28 protein-coding genes and 1 tRNA gene are annotated in these 25,336 nt (G+C 66.6%); 17 read left to right on the forward strand and 12 right to left on the reverse strand.

The annotated features are described in order from the left end of the window. Positions 1-6: 6 nt before the first annotated feature. From A5708_RS26650 to A5708_RS04620, 3 genes are all read left to right on the forward strand, one after another. Positions 7-162, forward strand: a complete 156-nt coding sequence (locus A5708_RS26650; RefSeq protein WP_155765891.1) for a DUF6131 family protein — start codon at positions 7-9, stop codon at positions 160-162. Positions 163-313: 151 nt separating this feature from the next. Next, positions 314-1,018, forward strand: a complete 705-nt coding sequence (locus A5708_RS04615) for a response regulator transcription factor (protein WP_065027490.1) — start codon at positions 314-316, stop codon at positions 1,016-1,018. Further along, positions 996-2,504 carry a sensor histidine kinase gene (locus A5708_RS04620; RefSeq protein WP_065027491.1) on the forward strand — a complete coding sequence of 503 codons (1,509 nt, stop codon included), beginning with the start codon at positions 996-998 and terminating at the stop codon, positions 2,502-2,504. The genes A5708_RS04615 and A5708_RS04620 overlap by 23 nt, the downstream gene beginning before the upstream one ends. A 1-nt stretch (position 2,505) precedes the next feature. Here A5708_RS04620 and A5708_RS04625 read toward each other — a convergent pair whose 3' ends face one another. Continuing rightward, positions 2,506-2,973, reverse strand: coding sequence for a lipoprotein LpqH (locus A5708_RS04625; protein WP_065027492.1), 468 nt, complete (start codon positions 2,971-2,973; stop codon positions 2,506-2,508). 177 nt (positions 2,974-3,150) lie between these two features. Between A5708_RS04625 and A5708_RS04630 the strand changes: the two genes are divergently transcribed. Further along, a complete protein-coding gene (locus A5708_RS04630) occupies positions 3,151-5,025 on the forward strand; it encodes an alkyl/aryl-sulfatase (protein WP_065027493.1) in 1,875 nt (624 codons plus the stop codon). A 7-nt stretch (positions 5,026-5,032) separates the two neighbouring features. Here the strand turns inward: A5708_RS04630 and A5708_RS04635 are convergent, their stop codons facing one another. From A5708_RS04635 to A5708_RS04660, 6 genes are all read right to left on the reverse strand, one after another. Beyond that, a complete protein-coding gene (locus tag A5708_RS04635) occupies positions 5,033-6,001 on the reverse strand; it encodes an NADPH:quinone oxidoreductase family protein (protein WP_065027494.1) in 969 nt (322 codons plus the stop codon). Beyond that, complete coding sequence (locus A5708_RS04640) at positions 6,001-6,624, reverse strand: TetR/AcrR family transcriptional regulator (RefSeq protein ID WP_065027495.1); 624 nt, start codon at positions 6,622-6,624, stop codon at positions 6,001-6,003. Before A5708_RS04640 ends, A5708_RS04635 begins: the two co-directional genes overlap by 1 nt. Continuing rightward, entirely contained in the window at positions 6,605-7,888 is a 1,284-nt protein-coding gene (locus A5708_RS04645) for an acyl-CoA dehydrogenase family protein (RefSeq protein ID WP_065027496.1), read from the reverse strand. The genes A5708_RS04640 and A5708_RS04645 overlap by 20 nt, the downstream gene beginning before the upstream one ends. Positions 7,889-7,906: 18 nt before the next feature. Then, a complete protein-coding gene (locus A5708_RS04650; RefSeq protein ID WP_065027497.1) occupies positions 7,907-8,671 on the reverse strand; it encodes an SDR family NAD(P)-dependent oxidoreductase in 765 nt (254 codons plus the stop codon). A 1-nt stretch (position 8,672) separates the two neighbouring features. After that, positions 8,673-9,707, reverse strand: coding sequence for a phosphotransferase family protein (locus A5708_RS04655; protein WP_065027498.1), 1,035 nt, complete (start codon positions 9,705-9,707; stop codon positions 8,673-8,675). A 74-nt stretch (positions 9,708-9,781) separates the two neighbouring features. Then, positions 9,782-10,453, reverse strand: coding sequence for a class I SAM-dependent methyltransferase (locus tag A5708_RS04660; protein WP_065027499.1), 672 nt, complete (start codon positions 10,451-10,453; stop codon positions 9,782-9,784). A gap of 126 nt (positions 10,454-10,579) precedes the next feature. Between A5708_RS04660 and A5708_RS04665 the strand changes: the two genes are divergently transcribed. Then, entirely contained in the window at positions 10,580-11,218 is a 639-nt protein-coding gene (locus A5708_RS04665; RefSeq protein ID WP_064880171.1) for a histidine phosphatase family protein, read from the forward strand. Between the two features lie 63 nt (positions 11,219-11,281). Continuing rightward, entirely contained in the window at positions 11,282-12,334 is a 1,053-nt protein-coding gene (locus A5708_RS04670; protein WP_065027500.1) for a phosphotransferase family protein, read from the forward strand. Here A5708_RS04670 and A5708_RS04675 read toward each other — a convergent pair. After that, positions 12,331-12,687, reverse strand: coding sequence for a LapA family protein (locus A5708_RS04675; RefSeq protein ID WP_065027501.1), 357 nt, complete (start codon positions 12,685-12,687; stop codon positions 12,331-12,333). The genes A5708_RS04670 and A5708_RS04675 overlap by 4 nt on opposite strands. A gap of 159 nt (positions 12,688-12,846) precedes the next feature. On the opposite strand from A5708_RS04675, the gene A5708_RS04680 reads away from it, so the two are divergent. The 5 genes from A5708_RS04680 to A5708_RS04700 are packed head-to-tail and all read left to right on the forward strand — an operon-like array spanning position 12,847 to position 16,848. Next, entirely contained in the window at positions 12,847-13,734 is an 888-nt protein-coding gene (locus A5708_RS04680; protein ID WP_419538303.1) for an ABC transporter substrate-binding protein, read from the forward strand. A 1-nt stretch (position 13,735) separates the two neighbouring features. Continuing rightward, the gene (locus tag A5708_RS04685; RefSeq protein ID WP_065027503.1) at positions 13,736-14,845 is read left to right on the forward strand and encodes an ABC transporter ATP-binding protein; all 1,110 of its coding nucleotides are present in this window, start codon (positions 13,736-13,738) and stop codon (positions 14,843-14,845) included. A gap of 3 nt (positions 14,846-14,848) precedes the next feature. Then, positions 14,849-15,535 (forward strand): ABC transporter permease, encoded by a 687-nt coding sequence (locus tag A5708_RS04690; protein ID WP_065027504.1) that lies wholly within the window; start codon positions 14,849-14,851, stop codon positions 15,533-15,535. After that, positions 15,532-16,248 (forward strand): ABC transporter permease, encoded by a 717-nt coding sequence (locus tag A5708_RS04695; RefSeq protein ID WP_065027574.1) that lies wholly within the window; start codon positions 15,532-15,534, stop codon positions 16,246-16,248. Before A5708_RS04690 ends, A5708_RS04695 begins: the two co-directional genes overlap by 4 nt. After that, a complete protein-coding gene (locus tag A5708_RS04700; protein WP_065027505.1) occupies positions 16,249-16,848 on the forward strand; it encodes a putative glycolipid-binding domain-containing protein in 600 nt (199 codons plus the stop codon). Here the strand turns inward: A5708_RS04700 and A5708_RS04705 are convergent. Further along, on the reverse strand, positions 16,811-17,755 hold the full coding sequence (locus tag A5708_RS04705; protein ID WP_196772533.1) for a prephenate dehydrogenase: 945 nt from the start codon (positions 17,753-17,755) through the stop codon (positions 16,811-16,813). The two genes, A5708_RS04700 and A5708_RS04705, sit on opposite strands and share 38 nt — an antisense overlap. A gap of 129 nt (positions 17,756-17,884) precedes the next feature. On the opposite strand from A5708_RS04705, the gene A5708_RS04710 reads away from it, so the two are divergent. The 6 genes from A5708_RS04710 (at position 17,885) to A5708_RS04735 (ending at position 21,567) form a co-directional block, all read left to right on the forward strand. After that, positions 17,885-18,406 carry a tRNA adenosine deaminase-associated protein gene (locus A5708_RS04710; protein WP_007772009.1) on the forward strand — a complete coding sequence of 174 codons (522 nt, stop codon included), beginning with the start codon at positions 17,885-17,887 and terminating at the stop codon, positions 18,404-18,406. Beyond that, positions 18,403-18,861 (forward strand): nucleoside deaminase, encoded by a 459-nt coding sequence (locus tag A5708_RS04715; protein ID WP_065027507.1) that lies wholly within the window; start codon positions 18,403-18,405, stop codon positions 18,859-18,861. The genes A5708_RS04710 and A5708_RS04715 overlap by 4 nt, the downstream gene beginning before the upstream one ends. Before the next feature lie 29 nt (positions 18,862-18,890). Then, positions 18,891-18,980, forward strand: a tRNA-Ser gene (locus tag A5708_RS04720). Positions 18,981-19,137: 157 nt separating this feature from the next. Then, positions 19,138-19,854 carry a cutinase family protein gene (locus A5708_RS04725; protein WP_065027508.1) on the forward strand — a complete coding sequence of 239 codons (717 nt, stop codon included), beginning with the start codon at positions 19,138-19,140 and terminating at the stop codon, positions 19,852-19,854. Between the two features lie 97 nt (positions 19,855-19,951). Beyond that, the gene (locus tag A5708_RS04730) at positions 19,952-20,956 is read left to right on the forward strand and encodes a glycoside hydrolase family 6 protein (protein WP_065027509.1); all 1,005 of its coding nucleotides are present in this window, start codon (positions 19,952-19,954) and stop codon (positions 20,954-20,956) included. A gap of 134 nt (positions 20,957-21,090) precedes the next feature. Continuing rightward, on the forward strand, positions 21,091-21,567 hold the full coding sequence (locus tag A5708_RS04735; RefSeq protein WP_065027510.1) for a CAP domain-containing protein: 477 nt from the start codon (positions 21,091-21,093) through the stop codon (positions 21,565-21,567). An 83-nt stretch (positions 21,568-21,650) separates the two neighbouring features. On the opposite strand, the gene A5708_RS04740 is transcribed toward A5708_RS04735, so the two are convergent. The 3 genes from A5708_RS04740 to A5708_RS04750 all read right to left on the reverse strand — a co-directional run bounded on the left by A5708_RS04740 (position 21,651) and on the right by A5708_RS04750 (position 25,109). After that, the gene (locus A5708_RS04740) at positions 21,651-22,172 is read right to left on the reverse strand and encodes a hypothetical protein (RefSeq protein WP_155765892.1); all 522 of its coding nucleotides are present in this window, start codon (positions 22,170-22,172) and stop codon (positions 21,651-21,653) included. A 23-nt stretch (positions 22,173-22,195) separates the two neighbouring features. Then, the gene (locus A5708_RS04745; protein ID WP_065027512.1) at positions 22,196-23,839 is read right to left on the reverse strand and encodes a DUF4185 domain-containing protein; all 1,644 of its coding nucleotides are present in this window, start codon (positions 23,837-23,839) and stop codon (positions 22,196-22,198) included. Positions 23,840-23,975: 136 nt separating this feature from the next. After that, positions 23,976-25,109, reverse strand: coding sequence for a cellulase family glycosylhydrolase (locus A5708_RS04750; RefSeq protein ID WP_065027513.1), 1,134 nt, complete (start codon positions 25,107-25,109; stop codon positions 23,976-23,978). Between the last annotated feature and the right edge of the window lie 227 nt (positions 25,110-25,336).

Consider the following 25,336-nt stretch of genomic DNA (forward strand, 5'->3'; position numbering starts at 1 on the left):
ATCGACATGGTTATTTTAGGAATTGTCCTGCTTATTCTCGGTTATTTCTTCCACGTACCCATCCTGACCACTCTGGGTATCGTGCTGTTGGTTATCGGCGCGATCCTGTGGATTCTGGGCTCGATCGGTCGCCCCGTCGCCGGCCGCCGCTATTGGTATTAACAACTTCGACTGGAGATCGAATCGCGCGGCTGCTCAGCAGTCGCGCGATTCGTTTCACAGGATAAGCATAGGTTCGGCATAGCGTTGCCTCAGCCCGCGGCGGATACTGGAATTTGTGACGCAGCCCCGAGCCTCAGTAGAGCGGGTTGTTATGTGTCGTGCAGACGGCAACCCCATCAACGTTTTGGTCGTAGACGACGAATCTGTCCTGGCCGACATGGTGTCGATGGCACTGCGGTACGAGGGCTGGAATATCTCCACCGCCGGTGACGGGAACTCGGCCATCGCGGCCGCCCGTGCCCAGCGACCCGATGTGGTTGTCCTGGACGTGATGTTGCCCGATATGAGCGGGCTCGACGTCCTGCACAAACTCCGCGAAGAGAATCCGCAACTGCCCGTCCTGCTGCTGACGGCCAAGGACGCCGTGGAAGACCGCATCGCCGGTCTGACGGCGGGCGGCGACGACTATGTCACCAAACCGTTCAGCATCGAGGAGGTCGTGTTGCGCCTGCGCGCGCTGTTGCGCCGCACCGGTGTGACGACTGTGGACAGCGGCGCGCAACTGGTGGTCGGCGACCTGGTTCTCGACGAGGACAGCCACGAGGTCACCCGGGCCGGTGAGCCAATCTCGTTGACCTCCACCGAGTTTGAGCTGTTGCGATTCATGATGCGCAACGCCAAGCGGGTGCTGAGCAAGGCCCAAATCCTGGACCGGGTATGGAGTTACGACTTCGGCGGCCGGTCCAACATCGTCGAGCTCTACATTTCATACCTGCGCAAGAAGATCGACAACGGCCGGGAACCGATGATCCACACGCTGCGCGGCGCGGGTTATGTCCTCAAGCCGGCCCGCTGACACGCGAAGGGCCTGGTCCCTTCGGCTGCGGCTGTTGGTCGGTCAGATCGTCGTGTTGGCGATCGTCTGCCTGGGCATCACCGCGGCGACCGAACTGGCGCTGCTGCACCACCTGGTGGCCCAGCTCGACGGGCAGCTCGCCGGCACCTCCTACCGCTCGGCGCTCATGTACCCCGAGCAGCCGCACTCGGGCTGGCGGCATCAGCACGTCTATCCGAGGCCGGGCCCCGGTCCGCGATTCCTGGACGCCCCTGGCCAGCCGGCGGGCATGGTGGCGGCGGTCGTCAGCCACGGGAACACGGTGGATGCCGGCTACACGACGAGCAGCGGCGACCGGGCCGAGCTGACCCCGACCGCGCAGCTGCAGCTGTCCGGGATCGCCGGCAGCCGCAAGCCGGTGACCCTGAACCTCGACGGGCTGGGCCGCTACCGGGTGGTCGCGGCCCCGAGCCGCAGCGGCGGCGACGTCATCGTCACCGGCCTGTCGATGGCCAATATCGACGCCACCCTGATGCGGATGCTGGTCATCTTCGGGATCGTCACGGTCATCGCGCTGGTCGCCGCGACCACGGCCGGTGTGATCATCATCAGGCGGGCGCTGGCGCCGCTGCGCCGCGTCGCGCAGACGGCGAGCGCGGTAGCCGGCTTGCCGTTGGCGCGCGGCGAGGTCGAACTCCCGGTGCGGGTGCGCGAATCCGACGCCAACCCGTCCACCGAGGTGGGGCAACTCGGCGCGGCCCTCAACCAGATGCTGGACCACATCGCGGCGGCGCTGTCGGCGCGGCAGGCCAGCGAGACGCGGGTTCGCCAGTTCGTCGCCGACGCCAGTCACGAGCTGCGCACGCCGCTGGCGGCGATCCGTGGCTACACCGAACTGACCCAACGGATGGGCGACGACCGCGAGGCGGTGGCGCAGGCGATGAGCCGGGTGGCCTCCGAGACCGAGCGGATGACGCGCCTGGTGGAAGACCTGCTGCTGCTGGCCCGGCTGGACTCCGGCCGTCCCCTGGAACGCGAACCGGTGGACCTGTCGCGGTTGGCGGTGGACGCGGTCAGCGACGCTCACGTCGCCGGGCCCGACCATCAGTGGGAACTCGACCTGCCCGAAGAGCCGGTGGTCGTCACCGGGGACGCGGCGAGGCTACACCAGGTGCTGGCCAATCTGCTTGCCAACGCCCGCGTCCACACCGGGGCGGGCACCGTCGTGACGACGCGGTTGAGCGCCGAGCCGTCGCACACCGTGCTGCAGGTCATCGACAACGGGCCGGGCATCCCGGCGGCGTTGCAATCCGAGGTTTTCGAACGGTTCGCCCGCGGTGACTCGTCGCGTTCTCGCAAGGGCGGCAGCACCGGGCTGGGCCTGGCGATCGTCTCGGCGGTTGTCAAGGCGCACAACGGAACTATCGCGGTGGACAGCGCGCCGGGTCGTACCGAGTTCACGGTGCGGTTGCCACCCAATGGATGGCAACCGCCCGCTGCCGGTTAGGTCAGGAGCAAGTCGCGTCGATTTCGAACGGCTTGTTCACCTGCTGCGTCGGGTTTGCCATGTCGATGCCGGTGGCAGTGCCGGTGACCTTGTAGGTGTTGCCGTCCTTGGTCGCCGAGGCGTTGCCCTGGCTACCTTGCGCGTACTGAAGCGTCACGCCGTTGACGTTGCCGAGCTGGACCGCCTTCACCGCGAGCGGATTGGCGTCGGCGAGCACGACGCTGATCCCGGTCTGGTTCCCGCCGACCGCGATGGAGATGTTGCCGCCGGCCTTGGTGCAAATGGTGGTGCCTTGGACGTTCTGGTCCTTGCCGTCGATGATGACCTTCGACGAGTTGTTGCCGCCGGCCGACACGGAGCCTCCCGGCACCGAAGTCGAAACGCCATTTGATTTATTGCTCGAACAGCCGGAAATGCCCGCGGCAAGAATTGCCGCACCGGCCACCGCCACCGTCAGTTGACGCTTCACCTGTTCTCCTTTGCCCGATAGTTGCGGCCCTCGGCATTGAGGGCCGTCTGGGCAGTATGCGGGTTAACTGGGCCGCGATCCAGAACCCGGAGAAATTGTTGCTGTATTCATTAATTCGTCGACGAAAAGCCACCCGAACCGATTTAGATGATGGCGGGTTAGTGACAAGGTAGGGGGGTGGATCACAAGCCTCCCAGCGCCGTCATCGAGTCGGCCCATCGCGCCCACGTGCTGCCGTTTCATGATGAAAGGGATTTCGCCGACGCCGACCGGGGATTCATCGCCGCGGAGTCGCCGTGCGTGATCAGAGCTGCCGACGGGCGGGTGGTCTGGGACAACGACGCCTACTCGTTCCTGGCCGGCCCCGCACCGGCGTCGGTGCATCCCAGCCTCTGGCGACAGTCGACGCTGGCCGCCAAACAGGGCCTCTACGAAGTGGTTCCGGGCATCTATCAGGTTCGCGGCTTCGACATCTCCAACGTCACGTTCGTGGAATCCGACAACGGCATCATCGTCATCGACCCCCTGGTGTCCACGGAGGTGGCCGCGGCGGCGCTGGCCTTGTATCGCACCCACCGAGGTGGCGAGCGCCCCGTCGTCGCGGTGATCTACACGCACAGCCACGTCGACCATTTCGGCGGCGTATTGGGCGTCACCTCGCAGGCGGACGTGGATGCCGGTGCGGTGGCCGTCCTGGCGCCGGAGGGCTTCATCGAGCACGCGGTGCAGGAAAACGTCTATGCCGGACCGGCAATGACGCGACGCGCGACCTACATGTACGGCGCCCTGCTGCCCCGTGGACCGATGGATCAGGTCGGCTGCGGGCTGGGGCAGGTGCCGTCGACCGGCGAGGTCGCCATCATCGTGCCCACCATCGATATCCGCACCACCGGTGAAACACACACCATCGACGGCGTGGAGATCGAATTCCAGATGGCGCCGGGTACCGAGGCGCCCGCCGAAATGCATTTCTATTTCCCACGTTTCCGAGCCTTGTGCATGGCCGAGAACGCCACGCACAATCTGCACAACCTGTTGACCCTGCGGGGCGCGCTGGTTCGTGACCCGCACGCCTGGTCCGGCTATCTCACCGAGGCGATTGACACGTTTGCCGATCGCGCCGACGTCGTGTTTGCCTCCCACCACTGGCCGACCTGGGGACGGGACAGCATCGTCGCATTCCTGTCGCTGCAGCGCGACATGTACGCGTACCTGCACGACCAGACGCTGCGGTTGCTCAACCAGGGCTACACCGGTGTCGAGATTGCCGAAATATTCCAGATGCCACCGGCTCTCGAGCAGGCCTGGCATACGCACGGGTACTACGGATCGGTGAGCCACAACGTCAAGGCGATCTACCAGCGCTACATGGGCTGGTTCGACGGCAACCCCGGGCGGCTGTGGCCCCACCCGCCCGAGGCCCTGGCGCCCCGGTACGTCGAGGCGATGGGCGGGCTCGATCGCGTCGTCGACCTCGCCAGGGAGGCCTTCGACGCCGGGGACTTCCGCTGGGCCGCGACGCTGCTGGACCACGCGATCTTCACCGACAGCGAGCACGCGGCCGCCCGCGCCTTGTACTCGGACACGCTCGAGCAGCTGGCGTACGGGGCCGAGAACGCGACCTGGCGCAACTTCTTCCTCAGCGGCGCAACGGAATTGCGCGACGGCAACTTCGGCACCGCGACCCAGGTCGCCTCTCCCACCATGATGGCCCAGCTGACACCGGAGCAGTTCTTCGACGGTTTGGCGATCCGGGTCAACGGCCCACGCAGCTGGGATCTGAACATCGCGATCGACATCGCATTCGCCGACACCGCGACCAACTATCGGCTGACCCTGCGCAACGGGGTGCTCGTTCGCCGCAAGGTGGCGCCCGACCCCTCGACGGCGACCGTGACGATCAACCTGGCCGACAAGATTCGGCTTCTCGCCGTGGTGCTGGGCGACTTCAGCTCGCCCGGCCTGGAGCTCACCGGTGATCAGAGCGCGCTGCAGGCCCTGCTGAGTGTGCTCGACGGGCCGGACCCGAATTTCAACATCGTCACGCCGTGACGCCGCGTCACGCGACGTCGATCACCACCTTGCCCAGCACCTTGCGGTCGGCCACATGTCTTAAGGCCGCGGCCGTCTCGGTCAGCGGGAACCGCGCGCCGATGTAGGGCCGCACCGTGCCGGCGGCGAACATCCGTGCCAACTCCTCGAGGTCGCGCACGGCGTCATCGGGCCGGTCTGTCATGAAGGTGCGGATCTCCATGCCGCGCACGCAGATATCCTTGAGCAGAATGAGATTCAGCGGAATCGCCGGGATGGTGCCGGCCGCATAGCCCAGCGTGACGAAGGTGCCGCCACGCGCCAGTCCGCGCAGCGCCGGCTCCGAATACGATCCGCCCACCGGGTCCAGCACCACGCGGGCGCTGTCGCCGGTGAGCTCACGGATCCGCGTCTTCAGGTCCTCGCGGTCGTAGTCCACGGTGGCCTCGGCGCCGCGCTGCCGGCACAGCTCGAGCTTCTCCGGGCTCGACGCCGCAGCCAGCACCCGGCCCCCCATCGCGACCGCCAGGTCGACCGCGGCCAGCCCCACGCCACCCGCGGCCCCAAGCACGACCACCCAATCGCCTTGTGTGACAGTGGCTGTCGAGCGCAGCGCGTGATATGCGGTGCGGTAGGTGACGCCGAACGCCGCGGCGGAGGCGAAGTCGGCGTCGTCGGGCACGAGCTCGGCCTGGCTTGCGTCGAGCAGCGCCCGCTCAGCGAACGCCCCGAAGGTGGTGCCGGAAACCCGTTGTCCGGGAAGGAAAGGCGCGCCGTCACCGGCGGCGATGACCTCGCCGGCGATCTCGTTGCCGGGGATGAACGGCGGCGGAATCTTGACCTGGTATTTGCCGGCGATGAACAGCACGTCGGGGAAGTTGACCGCGGCCGCGCGGACCCGCACCAGCAACTGGCCCGGGCCCGCGACGGGATCGGGCACGTCGTCGATCACCAGATCCTCGGGAGCGCCGTAGGAACGACAGATCACCGCGCGCATCAACTGGCCTCCAGACCGCGTAAACAGAACCGCACCACGTGTGCGATGTCGTCGGGGCCGGGCCGGTCGACCGAGCCTACATAGCGGCGCATGGTCGCCGCGGTGCAGCTGAACACCGCCTGAACATCGCGCTCGACGTCGCTACTGCCCAGCGCCGCAACGGGTTCAACCAGAAGCTCGCGAAGCGGCCGCATCATCTCCTGGTCGGCCGCGCGCGAGCTGGTACCGGCCGACATCTGGCCGGCCGCCGCGCGGGTCATGCTGATCAGGTGCGGATCGGCCACCTGGGCCAGCGTGCCCTCGATCCACCGCGCGACCTTGTCGCGCGGCTCGGATTCCTTGGCCATCTGGTGCTCGAGGTAGGACACCACGATGGCCACCCCGCGTTCCATGACGGCCAGGATCAGATCGTCCTTGCCGGCGAAGTAGCGGTAGAACGCCTTGTTCGACGAACCCGCCTCGGCGACGATGTCGCTGACCCGCGGCGGTTCGGGTGCGACGCGTTCCATGACGCGCACCGCGGCGGCCAGGATGCGCTCCACCTCCTCGGTGGCCTCTCGCTGGCGGTCATCCAGTGCCCGCTCGACCGCGGCAGTCACCCGGTTAGAGGTCAACGAGCTCACCGTATTTGGCGCGCGCGGCGGCGCGCCGCACGTCGAGCATCTCGCTGGGCCAGTCGCCCTCCTCGGCCTCGTAACCCTTCAGCAGCATCCGGGCCAGGTTGACCTTGTGCGCCTCGGTCGGCCCGTCGGCCAGGCCCAGCGCGATGCCGCCCAGCAGGACGTTGACCAGTGGCAGCTGGTCGGTGAGTCCCAGCGCCCCGTGCACCTGAATGGCCCGCAGGGCAATCGATTTGAGCACCTGCGATGCCAGGATCTTGCAGGCGGCGATCTCGGCGCGCGCTGCGCGCTCGTCACCGTTGTCGATCAGCCACGCGGCGTGCAGCACGGTCAGCCGGAACGGGATCAGCTCGGTGTACGAGTCGGCGACGAACTCCTGCACCAGTTGCTTGTCGGCAAGCAGGCTGCCCTGGGTGAAGCGGCTTTTCGCCCGGCGGGACATGATCTCGACCGCGCGTTGCGCCATCCCGATGGAGCGCATCGCGTGGTGCAGCCGCCCGCCGGCCAGCCGGGTCTGCAATATCAAAAAGCCCTGGCCGGGTTCGCCGAGCAGCGCGTCGGCGGGCACGCGCACGTCGTTGTAATGCACCAGCGAATGGCCCGGCTCGTGCGGGTCGGCCCCGACCAGGTGGTGATTGGCTTCCAGGACCAAACCCTCGGTGCCGGCGGGGATCAGGAACGTCGACGCACCGGTATGGACCGGTACATCGGGATCGGTGATTGCGACGACGATGAAGAACGAGGCGACTGAGGCGTTGGAGGAGAAGTACTTTCGCCCGGTGATCACCCAGTCGTCGCCGTCGCGGATGGCGCGGGTTGTGAAGACCCGCGGATCCGCGCCGCCCTGCGGTTCGGTCATCGAGAAGCACGAGAAGATCTCCCCGGACAGCAGCCCCGCCAGGTAGCGGTCCTTCTGTTCCTGGGTTCCGAAGCGGGCGATGATCTCGGCGTTGCCGGTGTCGGGCGCTTGCGTTCCGAACACGATCGGCGCCCACGGGCTGCGGCCCAGGATCTCGTTGATCAGCGTCAGCTTGACCGCACCGAATCCCTGCCCGCCCAGTTCCGGCCCCAGATGCGGTGCCCACAAACCCTTGTCGCGCACCTGCTGCTTGAGCGGGTCGACGATGCGGCGCCGCTCGTCGTTCAGCGGGAGAAACTCGCAGCCCGGAAACAGCACCTCGAGCGGTTGCACCTCGTCGCGAACGAAGCCGCGGATCCACTCGAGCTTCTCCTCGAACTCCGGCTCGGTAGAAAAGTCCCAGGACATTTGAACACTCCTTTCACGTCAGGGAATCCCGCCGTCGGCCCGCAGGATCGAGCCGGTGGTGAAGCTGGACGCGTCGGACGCCAGGAACAGTGCCGCGCCGACGATTTCGCGCGGGTCACCCGCGCGCTGCAGTGACAGGTGCTTGAACGGATTCTGTTCGGCCGCACCGAGATTCCAGGCCTTGCTCACGTCGGTGAGAAACGGTCCGGCCATCAGCGTGTTGACCCGCACCGCCGGCCCGAACGCCTTCGCCAGCGCCTCGGTCATGGCGTTTAGCCCGGCCTTGGACGCGGCGTAGGGGACGATGTCGGGTGTCGGCCGCAGTGAGCCGGCCGTACTCACGTTGATGATCGAGCCCCGGCCCGCCGCCACCATGCGCTCACCCACCAACGCCGACAATCGGAATGGGCCCTTGAGGTTGAGGTTGACCACGGCGTCGAACAGCTTTTCGGTCACATCGGTCAGCTTGTCGTACAGGGGGGACATGCCCGCGTTGTTGATCAGCGTGTCGACCTTGCCGAACCGTTCGTAGGTCGCCTCGGCCAGGCCGTCGAGCTGATCCCAGCGCCCCACGTGCACCTGATACGGCATGGCCGATCGGCCGGTCTCGGCCTCGATCTCCTTGGCGGTGGAGACGCAGTTGTCCATGTTGCGGCTCGCGATCACCACGTCGGCACCGCAGCGGGCCGCGCCGAACGCCATCTCGCGGCCCAGGCCGCGGCTACCCCCGGTGATCAGGATGACGCGGTCGGTGAGGTCGAAAAGCTGTTCGGCATAACCCATTTCAGGATCCCTTGTTAGATCGGGCGAGTTCGGCGGCCGTGGAGATGAGCTGGAGGATCATCGGGCCGAACGCGTCGGTGATCTTGGGGTCGACCTTGCCGGTCCGCACTCCGGCCGCGTAGGTCTTCTCCAGCACGATGCCCAGCTTCCAGTTGGCCAGCACCAGGTAGTAGTCGATGTTCTCGGTCGACAATCCGCTGACGGTTTCGTAGTGGTCCAACAGCTCGCTGCGCGTCGGCATGCCGCGCATGTCGAGATAAAACCCGTCCTCGCGCGGCTTTTCGCCGTCGTAGCCCAGCAGGCACCACGCCAGGTCGAGCAGCGGATCGCCGACCGTGGTCATCTCCCAGTCCACGATCGCGGCCAGGCGCGCGGGGGCGTCGTGCGCGAACATCACGTTGGCGAACTGATAGTCGCCGTGCATGATGCCCGGCCGGTACTGCGCCGGACGGTTGCGGCGCAGCCACCCGGCAGCCTCGTCCAGACCCGGCAGCTCGCGAACCTTGTAGGCGTCGAGAAACGCCAGCCAGCGATCCACCTGCCGCTCGTGGAATCCGTCCGGGCGGCCGAAGCCTTCGAGTCCTTGCTTGCGCCAATCCACTCGGCCCAGCTTGGCCGCGCCGTCGACCAATTGGAAGGCCAGGCCCCGCCGGGCCTCGATGTCGGTGTCGAACGGCGATTGCCAGCCACCGTCCATCGGGCTCCACCCGTCGATCGCCTGCATGACGTAGAACGGCATTCCGAGCACGGCGCCGGTGTCGTCGGCCGCGATCAGTGCCGCGTGCGGGACGTCGGTGCCGGACAGCGCCCGCACCAGGCGGATCTCCCGCAGCAGCCCGTCGATGCGGGCCGCGTCGGCCCGGGCCCCGGGCATCCGCAGCACCATCCGCTGGCCACCGCGCTCGATCAGATACAGGGTGTTTTGCGAACCACCCTTCAGCTGGGTCAGTTGCGCCTCTTCGCCACCGCCCGGTGCGTCGTTCGCATCCAGCCAGCGGGCGAGGACGCCCACGTCGAGTCCCGACTCACCAGTCACTCGTCAACCCTCTCTGCACACCCCGATCTCTGCACGGAGAATAGCATTCTCCGTGCTAGAGGCAAGTGCGGCCGTCAGCCCGGTTTGTGCGCGCTCAGCAGGAACCCGGGCGCCATGAAGTGGCCCTCGTCGTCGTGGTCCAGGTGAGCCAGCGGACCGTCGGGCGACCCGGCGTCGTCGTCCGTGCCGTACACCTTGGCCGCGCGGAGGTCGTCCACTCGCCACAGCGTCGCGACGGCGTCGTGCAGTTCGGCTTCGGTGAAGCCGGGCGGCCCCGGCCGGCCCGAATGGGCGTCGTCCAGTGCACCGGCGGCAAAGGCCAGGATGTACAGCGCGGCGCCCGGCGCGGCGGCCCGAAAGATGGACCGGACGTAGTCCTGGCGCCGGTCGGGCGGCAGCGCGTGAAACAGTCCGCTGTCCAGAATCGTGGAGAAGCGATCGTCGTAACCGCCGAAGTTGGTGACGTCGGCCTGGGCGAAGGTCGCCGTCGTCAGCCCTCGCCCGGCGGCTGCGGCGGTGGCTGCCGCAATCGCGGTCGCGCTGGCGTCGAGGCCCACCACGGTGTAGCCGAGCGCGGCGAGGGTCAGCGACAGAGCGGCGTGGCCGCACCCGGAGTCCAGCACGTCGCCGCGGATCTTGCCCTGATCGATGAGCAGCGCGAGCTCCGGTTGGGGCCGGCCGATGCTCCAGGGAGGCGGGGCGGCTTGTCGGTAGGCGGCGTCCCAATCCCTGTCCGGTTCAGTCATCCGTCCTCCTCGGCACTGAGGGCATGAAGCTGGTGCAGCGATGTCATTGTGCACGCCCTGAACGACGGGCACCGGGCGATGAGAGACTTCGGACCGGCACAACCTTTCGACGAGACGGGAAGAAACATGCAAGTGCTTCTGGTCCGGCACGCGCTGCCGCTGCGCAGCGAACACGGACAAGGTTCCGATCCGGACCTGTCGGAGGAAGGGCTGGCCCAGATCGAGCGACTCCCCAAGGCGCTTGCCAGGTTTCCGATCGCGCGGGTGGTCAGCAGCCCGCAGCGCCGGGCCATCCAGACCGCCGAGCCGGTCGCAGCGGATCGCGGCTTGACCGTCGAGATCGACGATCGCTTCGCCGAGTACGACCGCGACCTTCCCGTGTACATCCCCGTCGAGCAGATCCGCGCGGAGATGCCCGAGGAATGGGCGCGCCTGGCTCAGGGGCATCTGCCCAGCGCGGTCGACGAGGACGCTTTTCGTGCCCGGGTGCGCGCCGCGGTCGACGACCTGGTCGCCACCGGCGACCCCGACGACACGGTCGCGGTGTTCAGCCATGGCGGGGTCATCAATGTCCTCCTGCACGAAATCCTTGGCACCGCCCGGCTGCTGTCCTTTCCGGTCGACTACGCCTCGGTCACTCGGCTGTTGTTTTCCCGGTCCGGCCAAGCGACGGTGGCGGCGGTCAACACCACCGAACACGTCTGGGACCTGTTGCCGCGAAACCAGAGACTGCTCGATGACGACGCGAGCCGTGGCAAGGCCTGAGCGGAAGTCCGCTAAATCGCAGGTGGTGCGCCGCGTCGAGCCCGGCGATGGTAGACAAGTTCGGTGACTTCAGCTGACCAACTCGAGGGCCTCGACCTGGCCTCGCTGGACTCCTATCTGCGTTCGCTCGGGATCGGGCGCGACGGCGAGTTACGCGCGGACTTCATTTCCGGTGGTCGCTCCAATCTGACGTTCCGTGTCTACGACGACAGCACCAGTTGGCTGGTGCGGCGACCGCCGCTGCACGGTTTGACCCCGTCGGCGCACGACATGGCCCGCGAGTACCGGGTGGTCGCGGCGCTGCAGGACACACCCGTTCCGGTGGCGCGCACGATCGGGCTCTGCGAGGACGATTCGGTGCTCGGCGCCCCCTTCCAGATCGTCGAATTCGTCGCCGGACAGGTGGTGCGGCGCCGCGCTCAACTCGAGTCGTTCAGCCACACGGTCATCGGCGGCTGCGTCGACTCGTTGATCCGCGTGCTCGTCGACCTCCACACCGTCGACCCCAACGCCGTCGGACTGGCCGACTTCGGCAAGCCGAGCGGCTATCTGGAGCGGCAGGTGCGGCGGTGGGGCTCGCAATGGTCGCTGGTGCGGTTGCCCGAGGATCGGCGCGATGCCGATGTGGAACGGCTGCATTCCGGTCTGGGCGAGGCGATTCCGCAGCAGAGCCGCACGTCGATCGTGCACGGCGACTACCGGATCGATAACACCATCCTGGACGCCGACGACCCGACCAAGGTTCGTGCGGTGGTCGACTGGGAGCTCTCCACGCTGGGGGATCCGCTGTCCGATGCGGCCCTGATGTGCGTGTACCGCGACCCCGCCCTGGATTTGATCGTCAATGCGCAGGCCGCGTGGACGTCACCGTTGCTGCCAACGGCCGACGAACTGGCGGACCGCTATTCGCTGGTGGCCGGTACATCGCTCGCGCATTGGGAGTTCTACATGGCGCTGGCCTACTTCAAGCTCGCCATCATCGCCGCGGGCATCGACTTCCGCCGGCGGATGTCGGATCAGGCCCGCGGCACGGGCGACGCGTCCGAGCACACACCCGAGGTGGTGGCGCCGCTGATCTCCCGGGGTCTGGCCGAACTGGCCAAGCTGCCCAGCTAGCGCGTCGCAGCCGCGGCCGCGTGCTGCCGTTTTGCCGCGCGGCGCAACTGCAAGATCCGTGCGGTGCCGACCGCAACGGTGATCAGCCCACCGACCACGGCCGCCAGCAGAATCGCAACGCCCTTGGGTTGGCTCCAGTGCCAGCCGAGGAACTGAAATTCTGCGGGTGTCGTGTTCTGGGTGATGAAAATCAGCAACAGGATCAGGATCACGAAGCCGGCGATCAGCGACGACCACAGGGCGCCGGCGCGGGTGAACCCGATGGCCGGTTCCTTGGCGGGTGCGCCGGTCTTGGCGGCGGGGTTGGGCTTGGGCGGTGGTTGGCCGGGCGAGGCAGGGGTTTGGCTGCTCATAGTGCCATCTTTGCCCTATCGGACGCCGATTGAAACCGATTCGGACAACCGAACCTCGCACGCCAGCGTTTGTGCCGTTCGAGCGTTAGGGTCGGCGGTATGACGGCACTGCCGCACGCGCGGGGCGTGATCGCGCGCGCGGCGGTACTGGTGACGGCCATGTCCGTCGTTGCGGCGTGCAGCAATTCCGATCCGCTGGGAGCGCAGGTTCGAAGCCCCAACTCCATTGTCATCGGCTCCGGCGATTTTCCGGAATCGCAGATCATCGCTGAGATCTATGCACAAGCCTTGCAGGCCAATGGTTTCGAAGTGGGCAAACGGATGGGAATCGGGAGCCGGGAGACGTATATTCCTGCGCTCAAAGACCATTCCATCGATCTGGTGCCGGAATACATCGGCAATCTCCTGCTCTACATCTCGCCGCAGTCCAACGCCACCACGCTGGATTCCGTCGAGCGTGAGCTTGACCAGCGCCTGCCCGCTGACCTCTCAATTCTGACGCCCGCCCCGGCCACCGACACCGATACCGTCAGCGTGACCGGGCAAACAGCCAACTCCTGGAATCTGAAGACAATCGCCGATCTGGCCGTCCATTCGGCCGACGTACGATTCGGGGCGCCCTCGGCGTTCGCGACTCGGCCGGCCGGGCTGCCCGGGCTGCGGCAGAAGTACGGACTTGACGTCAAGCCGGGCAACTTCGTCGCCATCGACGACGGCGGCGGCGCGGTGACCGTGCGCGCATTGGTCGAGGGCAGGGTGAACGCCGCCAATATCTTCACCACGTCACCGGCCATCCCGCAGAACCACTTGGTGGCCCTCGACGACCCCGAGCATAATTTTGTGGCCGGAAACATTGTGCCGCTGCTCAATTCGCAGAAGAGGTCTCCGCGGCTCAAAGAGGTGCTGGATGCGGTCTCGGTGAAGCTGACCACGTCCGGCGTTGCCGGCCTCAATGCCGCGGTGTCGGGGAACTCGGGCATCGATCCCGACCAGGCGGCGCGAAACTGGGTACGCGACAACGGCTTCGACCACCCGATCGGAGGATGACTTGATCATCTTCGACAACGTCAGCAAGGTCTTCGCCGACGGAACCACCGCCGTGGACCAGCTCAGCCTGAGCGTCCCCACCGGCAAGCTGACCGTGTTCGTCGGATCCTCCGGCAGCGGCAAGACCACGGCGCTGCGGATGATCAACCGGATGATCGAGCCCACCTCGGGCAGCATCACGATCGACGGCGTCGACGTCTCCACTCGCGACCCGGTGAAGCTGCGCCTCGGCATCGGATACGTCATCCAGCACGCCGGTCTGATGCCCCACCAACGCGTAATCGACAATGTGGCAACGGTTCCCGTCTTACGGGGCCAGCCCCGCCGGGTCGCCCGCAAAGAAGCCTACGCGGTGCTCGAACGGGTCGGGCTGGACGCCAAGCTCGCGACCCGCTATCCCGCACAGCTTTCCGGCGGCGAGCAACAGCGGGTCGGCGTGGCACGAGCGCTGGCCGCCGACCCGCCGATCCTGTTGATGGACGAGCCGTTCTCCGCCGTCGACCCGGTGGTCCGCCATGATCTGCAGAACGAGATACTGCGCCTGCAGGGCGAATTGCACAAGACAATCGTGTTCGTCACCCACGACATCGATGAGGCGCTGCGACTCGGTGAACGGGTCGCGGTGTTCAAGGGCGGTTCGCTACAGCAGTACGACGAGCCTGCGCGGCTGCTGTCGCGGCCGGCTAATGACTTCGTGTCGCGGTTCATCGGCCTGGGCCGCGGCTACCGCTGGCTGCAACTCCTCGACGCGGCCGAGCTGCCGCTGCACGACCTCGAACAGATTGCGGTCGACAAGCTGTCCGCGGCAGGGCTTTCCGACGGCTGGGCCGTGGTCGTCGACGACGCCGGAGTGCCGCTCGGCTGGATCGACCACGAGGGGCTGCGACGGCACCGCGGCGGTGTGTCGTTGCCCGACAGCATGAGCGGGGTCGGATCGCTGTTTCGGCCGCGGGGCAATCTGAGCCAGGCGCTGGACGCGGCGCTGTCGTCGCCGTCGGGCATCGGTGTCGCCGTCGACGACGGCGGCAGGGTGATCGGCGGTGTGCTGGCCGCCGACGTGCTGGCCGCGGTGGACTCCCGACGGCTGGGTTCGGAACCCCGGGGGACATAGCCGATGCACTATCTACTCACCCATCTCGACGACGCCTGGGGCCTGACCATCGTGCACCTGCGGCTGGCGTTGGTGCCGGTGCTGATCGGTCTGGCGATCGCGCTGCCACTGGGCTTGCTGGTGCAGCGGACTCGGATCGCCCGCCGGCTCACGACGGCGGCCGCCAGCGTGGTGTTCACCATTCCGTCGCTGGCGCTGTTCGTGGTGTTGCCGATGCTCATCGGGACCCGCATCCTCGACGAGGCCAACGTGATGGTGGCGTTGACGGCCTACACCGCCGCGCTAATGGTGCGTGCGGTGCTCGAGGCCCTGGACGCGGTGTCCACCCAGGTGCGCGACGCCGCCACCGCGGTCGGTTACCCGCCGATCACGCGGATGCTGAAAGTCGAACTGCCGCTATCGGTTCCAGTTCTCGTCGCCGGACTGCGGGTAGTCGTGGTCACCAACATCGCGATGGTCTCGGTCGGCTCGGTCATCGGGATCGGCGGGCTGGGCAGCTGGTTCACCCAGGGGTACCAGACCAACAAGAGCGATCAGATCCTGGCCGGCATCATCGCGCTGTTCCTGCTGGCGGTCGCCATCGACGTGCTCATCGTCCTGGCCGGCCGGCTGGCCACACCGTGGGCACACGCCACGCGCAGCACCGGCCGCCGCTCGATCGTCGCACCGGTGGTGGGTGGCGCGCGGTGAACTTCATCGAGCGGGCGATCTCCTACGTGTTGACCGCCGACAACTGGACCGGCCCGGTCGGGCTCGCGGCCCGCATCCTCGAGCATCTCGAGTACACCGCCCTGGCGGTGGGGGCCTCGGCGCTCATCGCGATCCCCGTCGGCCTGATCATCGGGCACACCGGCCGCGGCACCCTGTTGGTGGTCGGCGCCGTCAACGGCCTGCGCTCGCTGCCGACGCTGGGTGTGCTGCTGTTCGGGACGCTGCTGTTCGGGCTGGGCATGGGTCCGTCGCTGGTGGCGCTGATGCTGCTGGGTGTGCCGGCGTTGTTGGCCGGCACCTACGCCGGGATCGCCAACGTCGAGCCGACGGTCGTCGACGCCGCCCGCGCGATGGGCATGACCGAGGCCCAGGTGCTGCTGCGTGTCGAGGTGCCCAACGCGTTGCCGTTGATCCTGGGCGGGCTGCGCAACGCCACGTTGCAGGTCGTCGCCACCGCGACCGTGGCCGCCTACGCCAGCCTCGGCGGTCTGGGCCGATACCTGATCGACGGGATCAAAGAACGTGAGTTTCATCTCGCTCTGGTGGGGGCGTTGATGGTGGCCGCGTTGGCGCTGGTGCTCGACGGACTGCTGGCGGTTGCGGTGTGGATTGCGGTGCCGGGCACCGGGCGGCTGCGGCGAACATACCGGGCACTTCCGCAGCGGTTGGCGGGCACGTCTTACGGTAGATGAGTGAACGCAGCCCCCTCTGAACCGTCTCGCCGCGTGTGGCAGGCGATGCTCACCTGGCGCGCACAGGATGCTCCCCGGATGGAATCGGTACGAGTTCAGGTGTCCGGCAACAGAATCAAGGCCAATGGCCGCATCATTGCCGCTGCCACCGACGCCCATCCCGCGTTCGGCGCCTACTACGACCTGCTGACCGATGAGGCCGGTGCCACCAAGCGGCTCGGAATGACCGTCACCCTCGCCGAGCGGGAGCGGGTCTTCTCCTTCGCCCGCGACGAAGAGAACATGTGGCTGGTCACCGACCATCAGGGCGAACACCGCGCGGCCTACAACGGCGCGCTCGACGTCGACGTCGAGTTCAGCCCGTTCTTCAACGCGCTGCCCATCCGGCGGCTCGGCTTGTATGAGCGGGCGGCCTCGGTCACGCTGCCGGTGGTCTATGTGAACGTGCCGGAGATGTCCATCACCGCCGACACCGTGAGCTACAGCAGCACCGGCAGCCTGAACGAGATCAAGTTGCGCTCGCCGATCTCCGACACGACGGTGAGCGTCGACGAGGAAGGATTCATCGTCGACTATCCAGGCTTGGCAGAGCGGATCTGACCACCCCGCCGGCCCGGCCCGCCGCGGCCAGTTCCTCACGCCAGTTCTCCGCGCCGACGACGACGTGGAAGATGTCGTCGCGCGGGAAGCTGTCGTAGCGCGTGCGCGCGGCGTGGCCGGCCTCGACGAGGTCGGCGATCGAGTTGTGGAAAGCCAGCGATTCGCGCGCTCGGGTCAGCAGCTCGATGACGCGGTCGGCCGCCGGCGCCAATTGGTCGGAGTTGCCCTCGCACATCGCCCGCACCAAGTCGGGGGCGGTGGCCGCCACCCGGGTCCCGTCGCGGAAGGAGCCGGCGGCCAGCGCGAACGCCAACGGGACGTCTCCGGCGATGACCGCCAGCGCCTCGGCGAGCAGGTGGGGTAGATGCGAGATCGCCGCCGCGGCGGCGTCGTGTTCGTCGGACCTGGCCGGCACCACCACCGCGCCGCAGTCCAACGCCAACGTCATCACCGTCGACCAGACCGCCGCATCCACGTGATCGTCGACGCTGACCACCCACGGAGCCCCGGTGAACAGCCCGGCGTAGCCGGCGGTCCAACCCGAGTGGGCGGTGCCTGCCATCGGATGGCCCCCGACGAACCGTTTCTGCAGACCCGCCGCCATGACTTGGTCGAGGACCGCCTGCTTGACGCTGGTGACGTCTGTCAGCGGACAGTCCGGGGCCGTCTCCTCGATATGGGCGAGCATGCCCGCCATCGCCGGCATCGGCACGGCCAGCACGATCAGCGCACCGGAGTCGGCGGCGCGGGACAAGGTCGCGGTCAGGTCGGTGGTGGCGTCGAAGCCGTCGGCGGTCGCGGCCTGCGCGCCCTCCACCGAGCGGTTATAGCCGAACACCTCACGGCCGGCTGCCGTGGCGGCCCGCATTATCGAGCCACCGATCAGCCCCAGCCCGAGCACACACACCGGTGTCTTAGAAGGAGGGCTTGCCACATTCCAAGGTTGGCACATCCGGCCGGGGACGGCGCTGCCAGATCTCGCGGCTACCAGGAGCCATCTGGTCAGGGGCCTGGTCAGGGACTACCGTAAGCGGCCATGGGAGCACAACGGGCCTCTGCCCAGGGCCTGTCCGCGGACACGCCGGACGGGTTCGGCGTTGCGGTGGTGCGTGAAGAGGGGCAGTGGCGCTGTGCCCCGATGGCCCGTAAATCGCTGTTGAGCCTGGCGGCCGCCGAGACCGAGCTGCGTGAATTGCGCAGTTCCGGGGCGGTCTTCGGCCTGCTGGATGTGGACGACGAATTCTTCGTCATCGTCCGGCCGGCGCCGTCGGGCACGCGGTTGTTGCTCTCGGATGCCACCGCGGCCCTGGATTACGACATCGCCGCGGAAGTGCTCGACAAGCTGGACGCCGACATCGATCCTGAGGATCTCGAGGACTCGGATCCCTTCGAAGAGGGCGACTTAGGACTGCTGTCCGACGTCGGGCTGCCTGAGGCGGTCCTGGGGGTCATCCTCGACGAGACCGACCTGTACGCCGACGAGCAGCTGGGCCGCATCGCCCGCGAGATGGGCTTCGCCGATCAGCTGTCGGCGGTGATCGACCGCCTCGGTCGGTGATCACTGACGAAGACCTGATCCGTTCCGCCTTATCGGTTGCCGCGACGGCGGGTCCCCGCGACGTGCCCATCGGTGCGGTGGTGATCGGCGCCGATGGAACCGAGCTGGCCCGCGCGGTCAATGCCCGCGAGGCGTGGGGAGACCCGACGGCCCACGCCGAAATCGTGGCGCTGCGCGCGGCGGCCGAGGTCCTCGGCGATGGGTGGCGGCTGGAAGGCGCCACGCTGGCGGTCACCGTCGAACCGTGCACCATGTGCGCGGGCGCTCTGGTGCTGTCGCGCATCGCCCGGCTGGTGTTCGGCGCCTGGGAGCCCAAGACCGGAGCGGTCGGGTCGTTGTGGGATGTGGTCCGCGATCGACGGCTCAACCACCGCCCGGAAGTGCGTGGCGGCGTGCTGGCCCAGGAGTGCGCCGCGCCGCTGGAGGCCTTCTTCGCCCGCCAGCGATTGGGGTGAGGGGCATGCCGTTCGGTAAGCTGCTCGGCGGTGGCGTGTCCGAGCGGCCTAAGGAGCACGCCTCGAAAGCGTGTGACGGCTAAAACCGTCCGAGGGTTCAAATCCCTCCGCCACCGCCAAGACTGCACGGACGTAAGCGGTTTCCAGATTTGCTGGAAACCGGCTGATCGCTCCGTCAGCGCATTCCGCGATTGCTTGCCTGGTCGCGACAGCGTCCACGTCGGTCCGCGGCCCAAAGCCACGGTTTAGAGGCCCCGTTTCTGGGCACCCAGCGGCATGATCGCACGTCACAGCCCTCGTCTACTTGCTCCTGCGCTAGCCGCGGCGTCTGGCGTCGCCGCTTCGATCCTCGCCACCGCCGTCCCCGCCGCCACCGCCGATCCGTGCCCGGATGTGCAGGTAGTGTTCGCCCGCGGCACCGACGATCCGCCCGGTCTCGGCTCAACCGGGCAGGCATTCGTCGACTCCCTGCACCCGCGCATCGGCGCGAAGTCCTTCGGCGTCTATCCGGTCGATTACCCCGCCACTCATGACTGGACGAACGCGGGCGAGGCCGGCGTCAGAGATGCGGGCGCTCACGTCCTGTCGATGGCGCACGACTGTCCCAACACCAAGATGGTGCTCAGCGGATACTCCCAAGGCGCGGCCGTGATGGGCTTCGTCACCTCGCCCGTCGTACCGAATGGGATCGATCCAGCGAGCGTGCCCAGACCGTTGGATCCGGAAGTCGCCAATCATGTCTCTTCTGTCGTCCTCTTCGCCTTGCCCAACGAAAAGGCGATGAACTTCTTGGGTGAGCCGCCGGTTGCCATCGGCCCGCTCTATCAGGCCAAGACCCTCCAGGTGTGCGCCGCCGAGGACCCGATCTGCTCGGACGGGATGAATTTCGCCGCGCACGACACGTATTCGACCAACGCCGCGGCGATCGACAAGGGCGCGGCCTTCGCGGCCGGCCTTCTCGCCGGCAGTCCTGGCGGGCGCGGCTCGATGTAGCGGATGGCCGTCGCCGTACTCGTTTAGCCGACCGGACGCACGGCTCGGGCTTGCGCCGATTGGCGCTCGATGCTTGCGAGCCACTAATTTTCCTCAGGTGAACTTCTCAGCTGCAGGTGCAGCCGCGCGGTGGATCGTCCCCTTGCTCACAGCTGCAGCCGTGGCCGGCATGGGTCTTGTCGCCGACCCGGTCCAGGTCCGTCCCGCCCCTGCGGTGCGGCTGGTCGCCGACGGCGACCCGTTGGCCGGAGCGCCGTTCTACGTCAACCCGACCTCGGCGGCCATGCGCGCCGCGCAGAGCGCCGATCCGCCGAGCCCGGAATTGACCGCCATCGCCAACACGCCGCAGGCCTACTGGATCGTCCCGGGCGGGTCGGCAGCAACGGTCGGGAAGTATGTCGGCGACGCGAATGGGGCCGGCGCCATCCCGGTTCTGGCGATTTATGGCATCCCCCACCGCGACTGCGGCAGCTTCGCCGCCGGCGGTATGGGCTCGGCCGACGACTACCGCTCGTGGATCGACGGCATCGCATCCGGCGTGGGCGCTTCGCGGGTGGCGATCGTCGTCGAACCCGATGCGCTTGCCATGGCCGACTGCTTGTCGGGTGATGCGCGCCAGGAACGCTTCGACCTGATCCGCTACGCCGTCGACACGCTGACCAAGGATCCGAACGCGGCCGTGTACGTCGACGCGGGTCACCTGCGATGGCACAGCGCCGACGACATGGCGGCCCGGCTCAACCAGGCCGGCGTCGGCCACGCCCGGGGCTTCAGCATCAACACCGCGAACTTCTTCACCACCGACGACGAAATCGGCTACGGCGAAGCGATTTCGGGCCTCACCAATGGTTCGCACTACGTGATCGACACGTCGCGCAACGGTGCGGGACCGGCACCCGACTCCGACCTCAATTGGTGCAACCCGAGCGGCCGAGCACTGGGCACTCCGCCGACCGCCAGCACCGCGGGTGCGCATGCCGACGCGTACCTGTGGATCAAGCGGCCCGGCGAGTCCGATGGGACATGCGGCAAAGGTGATCCGCCGGCCGGCAATTTCGTGAGCCAGTACGCCATCGATCTCGCCCACAACGCCGGTCACTAGAACGGCCTCGCCGTCGAGCCGGTAAGCATGTCGGTGCCGCGGAACGGATTTGCGATTCGATGATCGTTCTTGGTTGAAAATGGGTAACATTTAGATACCGAAAACAGCAAAGCGAGCGCGCGACAAGAGGCATCATGGCCAAGAAAGTCGAGATCACCGCCGTCTTCGCGATCTGCACTGCCTTCATCACGGCTCCCGGGGCACTGTCCGGTTTCGTCGCGCACGCAGACGATTCGGGGACAGCGCTGTACAGCGGCATCAACCAGCTTCGCCCGGCATGCGGGCCGATCAGCGACGATCCGCGTTTGACCGAAGCCGCCCAGCGCCACGCAGACGACATGCTACGCAACGGGGTGAGCGGACACATCGGTTCGGACGGCTCGTCGCCGCAGGCGCGAATCACCGCTGCGGGCTACAGGAGCCGGTACTCGGGTGAGATCGTCTTCTGGGGCACCGGATCCGCCGCGACTCCCAAGGAAGCCCTCGACATGTGGATGCAGAGTCCGCCGCACCGAGACATCATTTTGAACTGCGCATACAACGCCGGCGGCTTCGCCACCGCCTGGGACGGCAACAAGATGACCGCCGTCGCCGACTTCGCTGCGTCGTAAAGCCTTCTACACCAAGTGTTTTCGGATCGCCACTCTGGTCGCTCTGCGCGTCCGGTGACTGCCCCGCCACCCTCGAGCGGCCCTCACACGTGAGGCAGCCACCCAGATCCCTTCGGCGACAGCACGAAGCCACGGCCTTGCGCGTCTTTGCACGCTGTCGTGCCCGCGTTGTCGACCCCGCAGATGATGCCATTGACGGTGATGGAATGACCCGGAGGAAGCGTTTTGACTGGCTGCCCGTCGATCACGCGTGATGGTTCACCCTCATTCGTCTGCTTCAGCCCTGTGGTGGTTCCGATCCAATTGACCCCGGTGATTCCCGCGTCCGGATTGGAAGGCGCGGGCGGCACCGCGGGCAAGTTATTTCCACTGCACTGTGCTTGATCAGGTGTGTAGCTGCAGACGACACCATCCGGAGTGAGGAAATACACCGTTGGCAGGGGCGGCCGGCCAGGGTTGGGAACGTCGATGGTGTAGTCGCGGACGTTCACCGGGGCGTCTGCGCTCAGGTCCGGAAATCTCGGTGGATCGGCATGCGCCGTGCAGGCAACTGCGAAAGTAGCTCCGACGAGTGTCGTGACGCCGACCAGCTTCTTGATGACCATGTGCATCCAATCGGTTCAGGCGGTCAGTGATAGGGGTTGAGTTGAAATTCGCGGGTGTTGTACGGAGTACCGAACGGCACGCCGTTTGCATCTTTAAGCGTATTCCATTGACTGCCAAATAATTTCAAATCGTCTAGCGTTGATCCTGGCAAGATGTATCCACCGTACGGTTGCGGGATGAACTTCGGGGCTCCTGGATCGCCGTTCTGAGCGACGAGAGTCGTGGGCACGTTCGCGCCGAACATTTCAGTCGGGTTGGCTCCTACCCGCACTTCGATACTTCCCTTGTGCGCATCCACATTAAAGCCAGACAGCACGGGCCTCCCGCCGATTTCCCGGAAGCTGAGCTCTCCGTAGCGATTGGCGGTTACCTGGGTGGCCTGTTGTCCGGGCTTTCCCCAGTCGTTCCCGTTCCAAGGCTGCCAGGTTGACCGATCGAACACGTTGCCGGGATCCGCGCGGTACATGGTGATGCCTCGGCTGCGGTCGAAGGAATCGGCGGCGATGTAGACCTTGCCGTCTGACCCTTTGTAGCCGCTGACCTGTGTGGGCGCGTCGCCCGCGCCGCGATACGATCCCGGCACCATTGCCCACCCCTTGCCGGGATCGCCGTTGACTTCGACCAGCCACGAAGCCACTGGCTTCAAATCCCCCTGAGTGCCCGTCACCATCATGTACGTTTTGTCGCCGAGCGTGATCGTTCCGGCCGGCAACGTATCGTTGATTCCGGCCTTGACCGCCTCTGCCGGCATGGGGAACAGCTCACGGCCGCTGTCTTTTGCTCCCGTCAATGGCGCACCGAAATGCGGGCGCCCGTCGGCGTCGAAAGTCACTGGTACGGCCACAGATCGATAATGCTCGCCCTCGCCGACCTTATTGCCGGAGAACGAATCCCCGAAGATCGCAAGGTACTTCCCGGGCTGCCCGGGAACCTCGACGACTTCCCCTAAGTCAGCCGCGCCGATGCCTGGGATGCCGGGAATGCCGCCGGTACCGGCGATCGGCCCGAGATCCCTTACCTCACCAGGCTTCAGCGGACTCTCGATCCAGTCGTCCACGGCTTTCGGAGGGTCGTAGCCGTCGGTATGCAGGGCGTCCATCGACTTCCGCAACGTGTCCGAATAGGCGTTTCGAATTGAATTCATCTGCTTGACGGCGTCTCGGACGTCGTCCACGGCCTGGGCGTGCGCAGCCTCCTTCAGTTTCTCCAATTTGGCGCGTTCCGCCTGAGGGAGGTCGAGCGTCAAGTCGTGTTTTATCGCGCCGATGAGTCTGTCGAGCCCCCGCAGCTCACTGTCCAGGAGCGCGATCTCTTGAGCCCCTTGCTTTTGTGCGTCGGCCAGGGCGGCCGCGATGGACTCCAGATCGGCGCCGATCTTCGGCAGTCGCTCGGACTGCGCACCAAGGGATTTGGTGACCCGTTGGACTTCATCGGAGTCGTTGATGGGGTGGCCACCATCCTGGTGGTTCCAGGCGGCGGCGAAGCGTTTCCGAGCGTCCTCGAAGGCGTGGTCGGCTTCGGCGGTGTGCCGGCCGGCGCCATGAAAGGCCTCTGCCAGCTGGGAGATCTGAAACGGGCTGCCCGCCTGCAGGCTCTGGTTGATCGCCCACGGATCTCCGCCGGCCGACGCGATCAGTTCTGCTTCGCTCAGGTTTTCCCACGTCATGGCGTCGCCAATAGCCGACCAACACCGACGAGCATCCCCGCCCCCTTCTGAGCAGGTATAACCCTACTACCGGGAGGTCGATTGCGGCTTGGTGTTGATTGACGTCAGCGAAGGATTAGGGAAGCCGCGATCCGGCTCACGTCTGATTACCGGCCAGCTTTCGCACCGTGAGCGCTTCGATGTCTTGGAACGGCCGTCCCTCGGGCCGGATCAGATCGTGGAACCACACCTTCGGGACCGAGGTGTAGGGGTGATCCCATGAGTCCCAGGGGAAGTAGGTCTGGGTCTTGCCGGCGACCAGGCCCCAGTTGATGGCACCGACGTTGTGGCGCTTCGCAACCGGCAGGATCGATTCGACGGTGCTGCCCTGGGGCCGCGCCATGTATTCCGTGCACAGGATGGGGCGACCCAGCGGGGTGAGCTCGTTGATCCGGTTCTCGAACCCGGAAGGCCCGGCGTAGGAGTGGAAGGTGATCACATCGGCGTTGGCCAGCTGTATGTCGCTGATCGCGCTGCGGCCCTGCGGCTGTCCCCAATCTCCGCGCCACACACCGCTTGTCAGCGGCTGGCTGGGATCCACCGCCCGGGCCCAGCGAAAGACCTGGGGGAGCAGGTTGATGACCAGCTGCTCCTTGTCGCTTCGTTCGGTGTTGCGGTACTGGCGCGCCGGGTTGTCGGGCTCGTTCCACAGGTCCCAACCCAAAACCCGGTTGTCGTTGCGGAATTGGGTCATTACCGCCGTGACGTAGTCGCGCATTACCGGGACGTACTTCGGGTCACCGAGTCGTTCGGCGCCCGGGCTCTGCGCCCAGCCCGAGTTGTGCACGCCGGGCCGTGGCGCGCGCTGGCGTCCCGCTCGCGGTTGCGGATCCCAACAGGAGTCGAAGAAAACGAACAGTGGTTTGATGCGGTGGCGCGCCGCGATGTCGACGAATTGACCTAGACGGGTTTGGAAGCCACGCTGATCGGCCGCCCAGAGCTGATCGTGCAGGAACACCCGCGCGGTGTTGTGGCCGTAGAACTGGGCCCAGCCGAGTTCGGTGTCTATGCGCCGCGGATCGAAGGTGTCGGGCTGGAACATCTCGAGCTGGTTGATGGCGTTCGCTGGAATGTAGTTTGCTCCAACGAGCCAGCCCTGCGCTTGATACCAACGGTTCGCGCGGTCGGGTGACCACCGGCCCGCTTCCTCCGCGGAAGCCCGGGGCATCCGGGCAACTGCGGCGCCTGCCGCCAGTAACAGAGGGAGTTTCAGGGCCGTACGTCGTTCCACGATGTGACGATAAGTTTTCGGGGCGATTTCCCCGGGATTTGCTCAGCGCGTCGCGGCAGGTTCGTCGTCAGCGCTGTCGAGTCGCGACTTTCGCGCGCGATCGTGACCAATCCGTGACCACCATCACCGGCGCGCCCCGGGCCCTTGCGAAGCCGCCCAGGTTAAAATCTGGCCCACGCCGAGCCAAAAACGTTGCCGGACAATCGAAACCGTTGTCCAATCTCGAG

The sequence above is a fragment of the Mycobacterium colombiense genome (assembly GCF_001672755.1).
Taxonomy (GTDB): Bacteria; Actinomycetota; Actinomycetes; order Mycobacteriales; family Mycobacteriaceae; genus Mycobacterium; species Mycobacterium colombiense_C.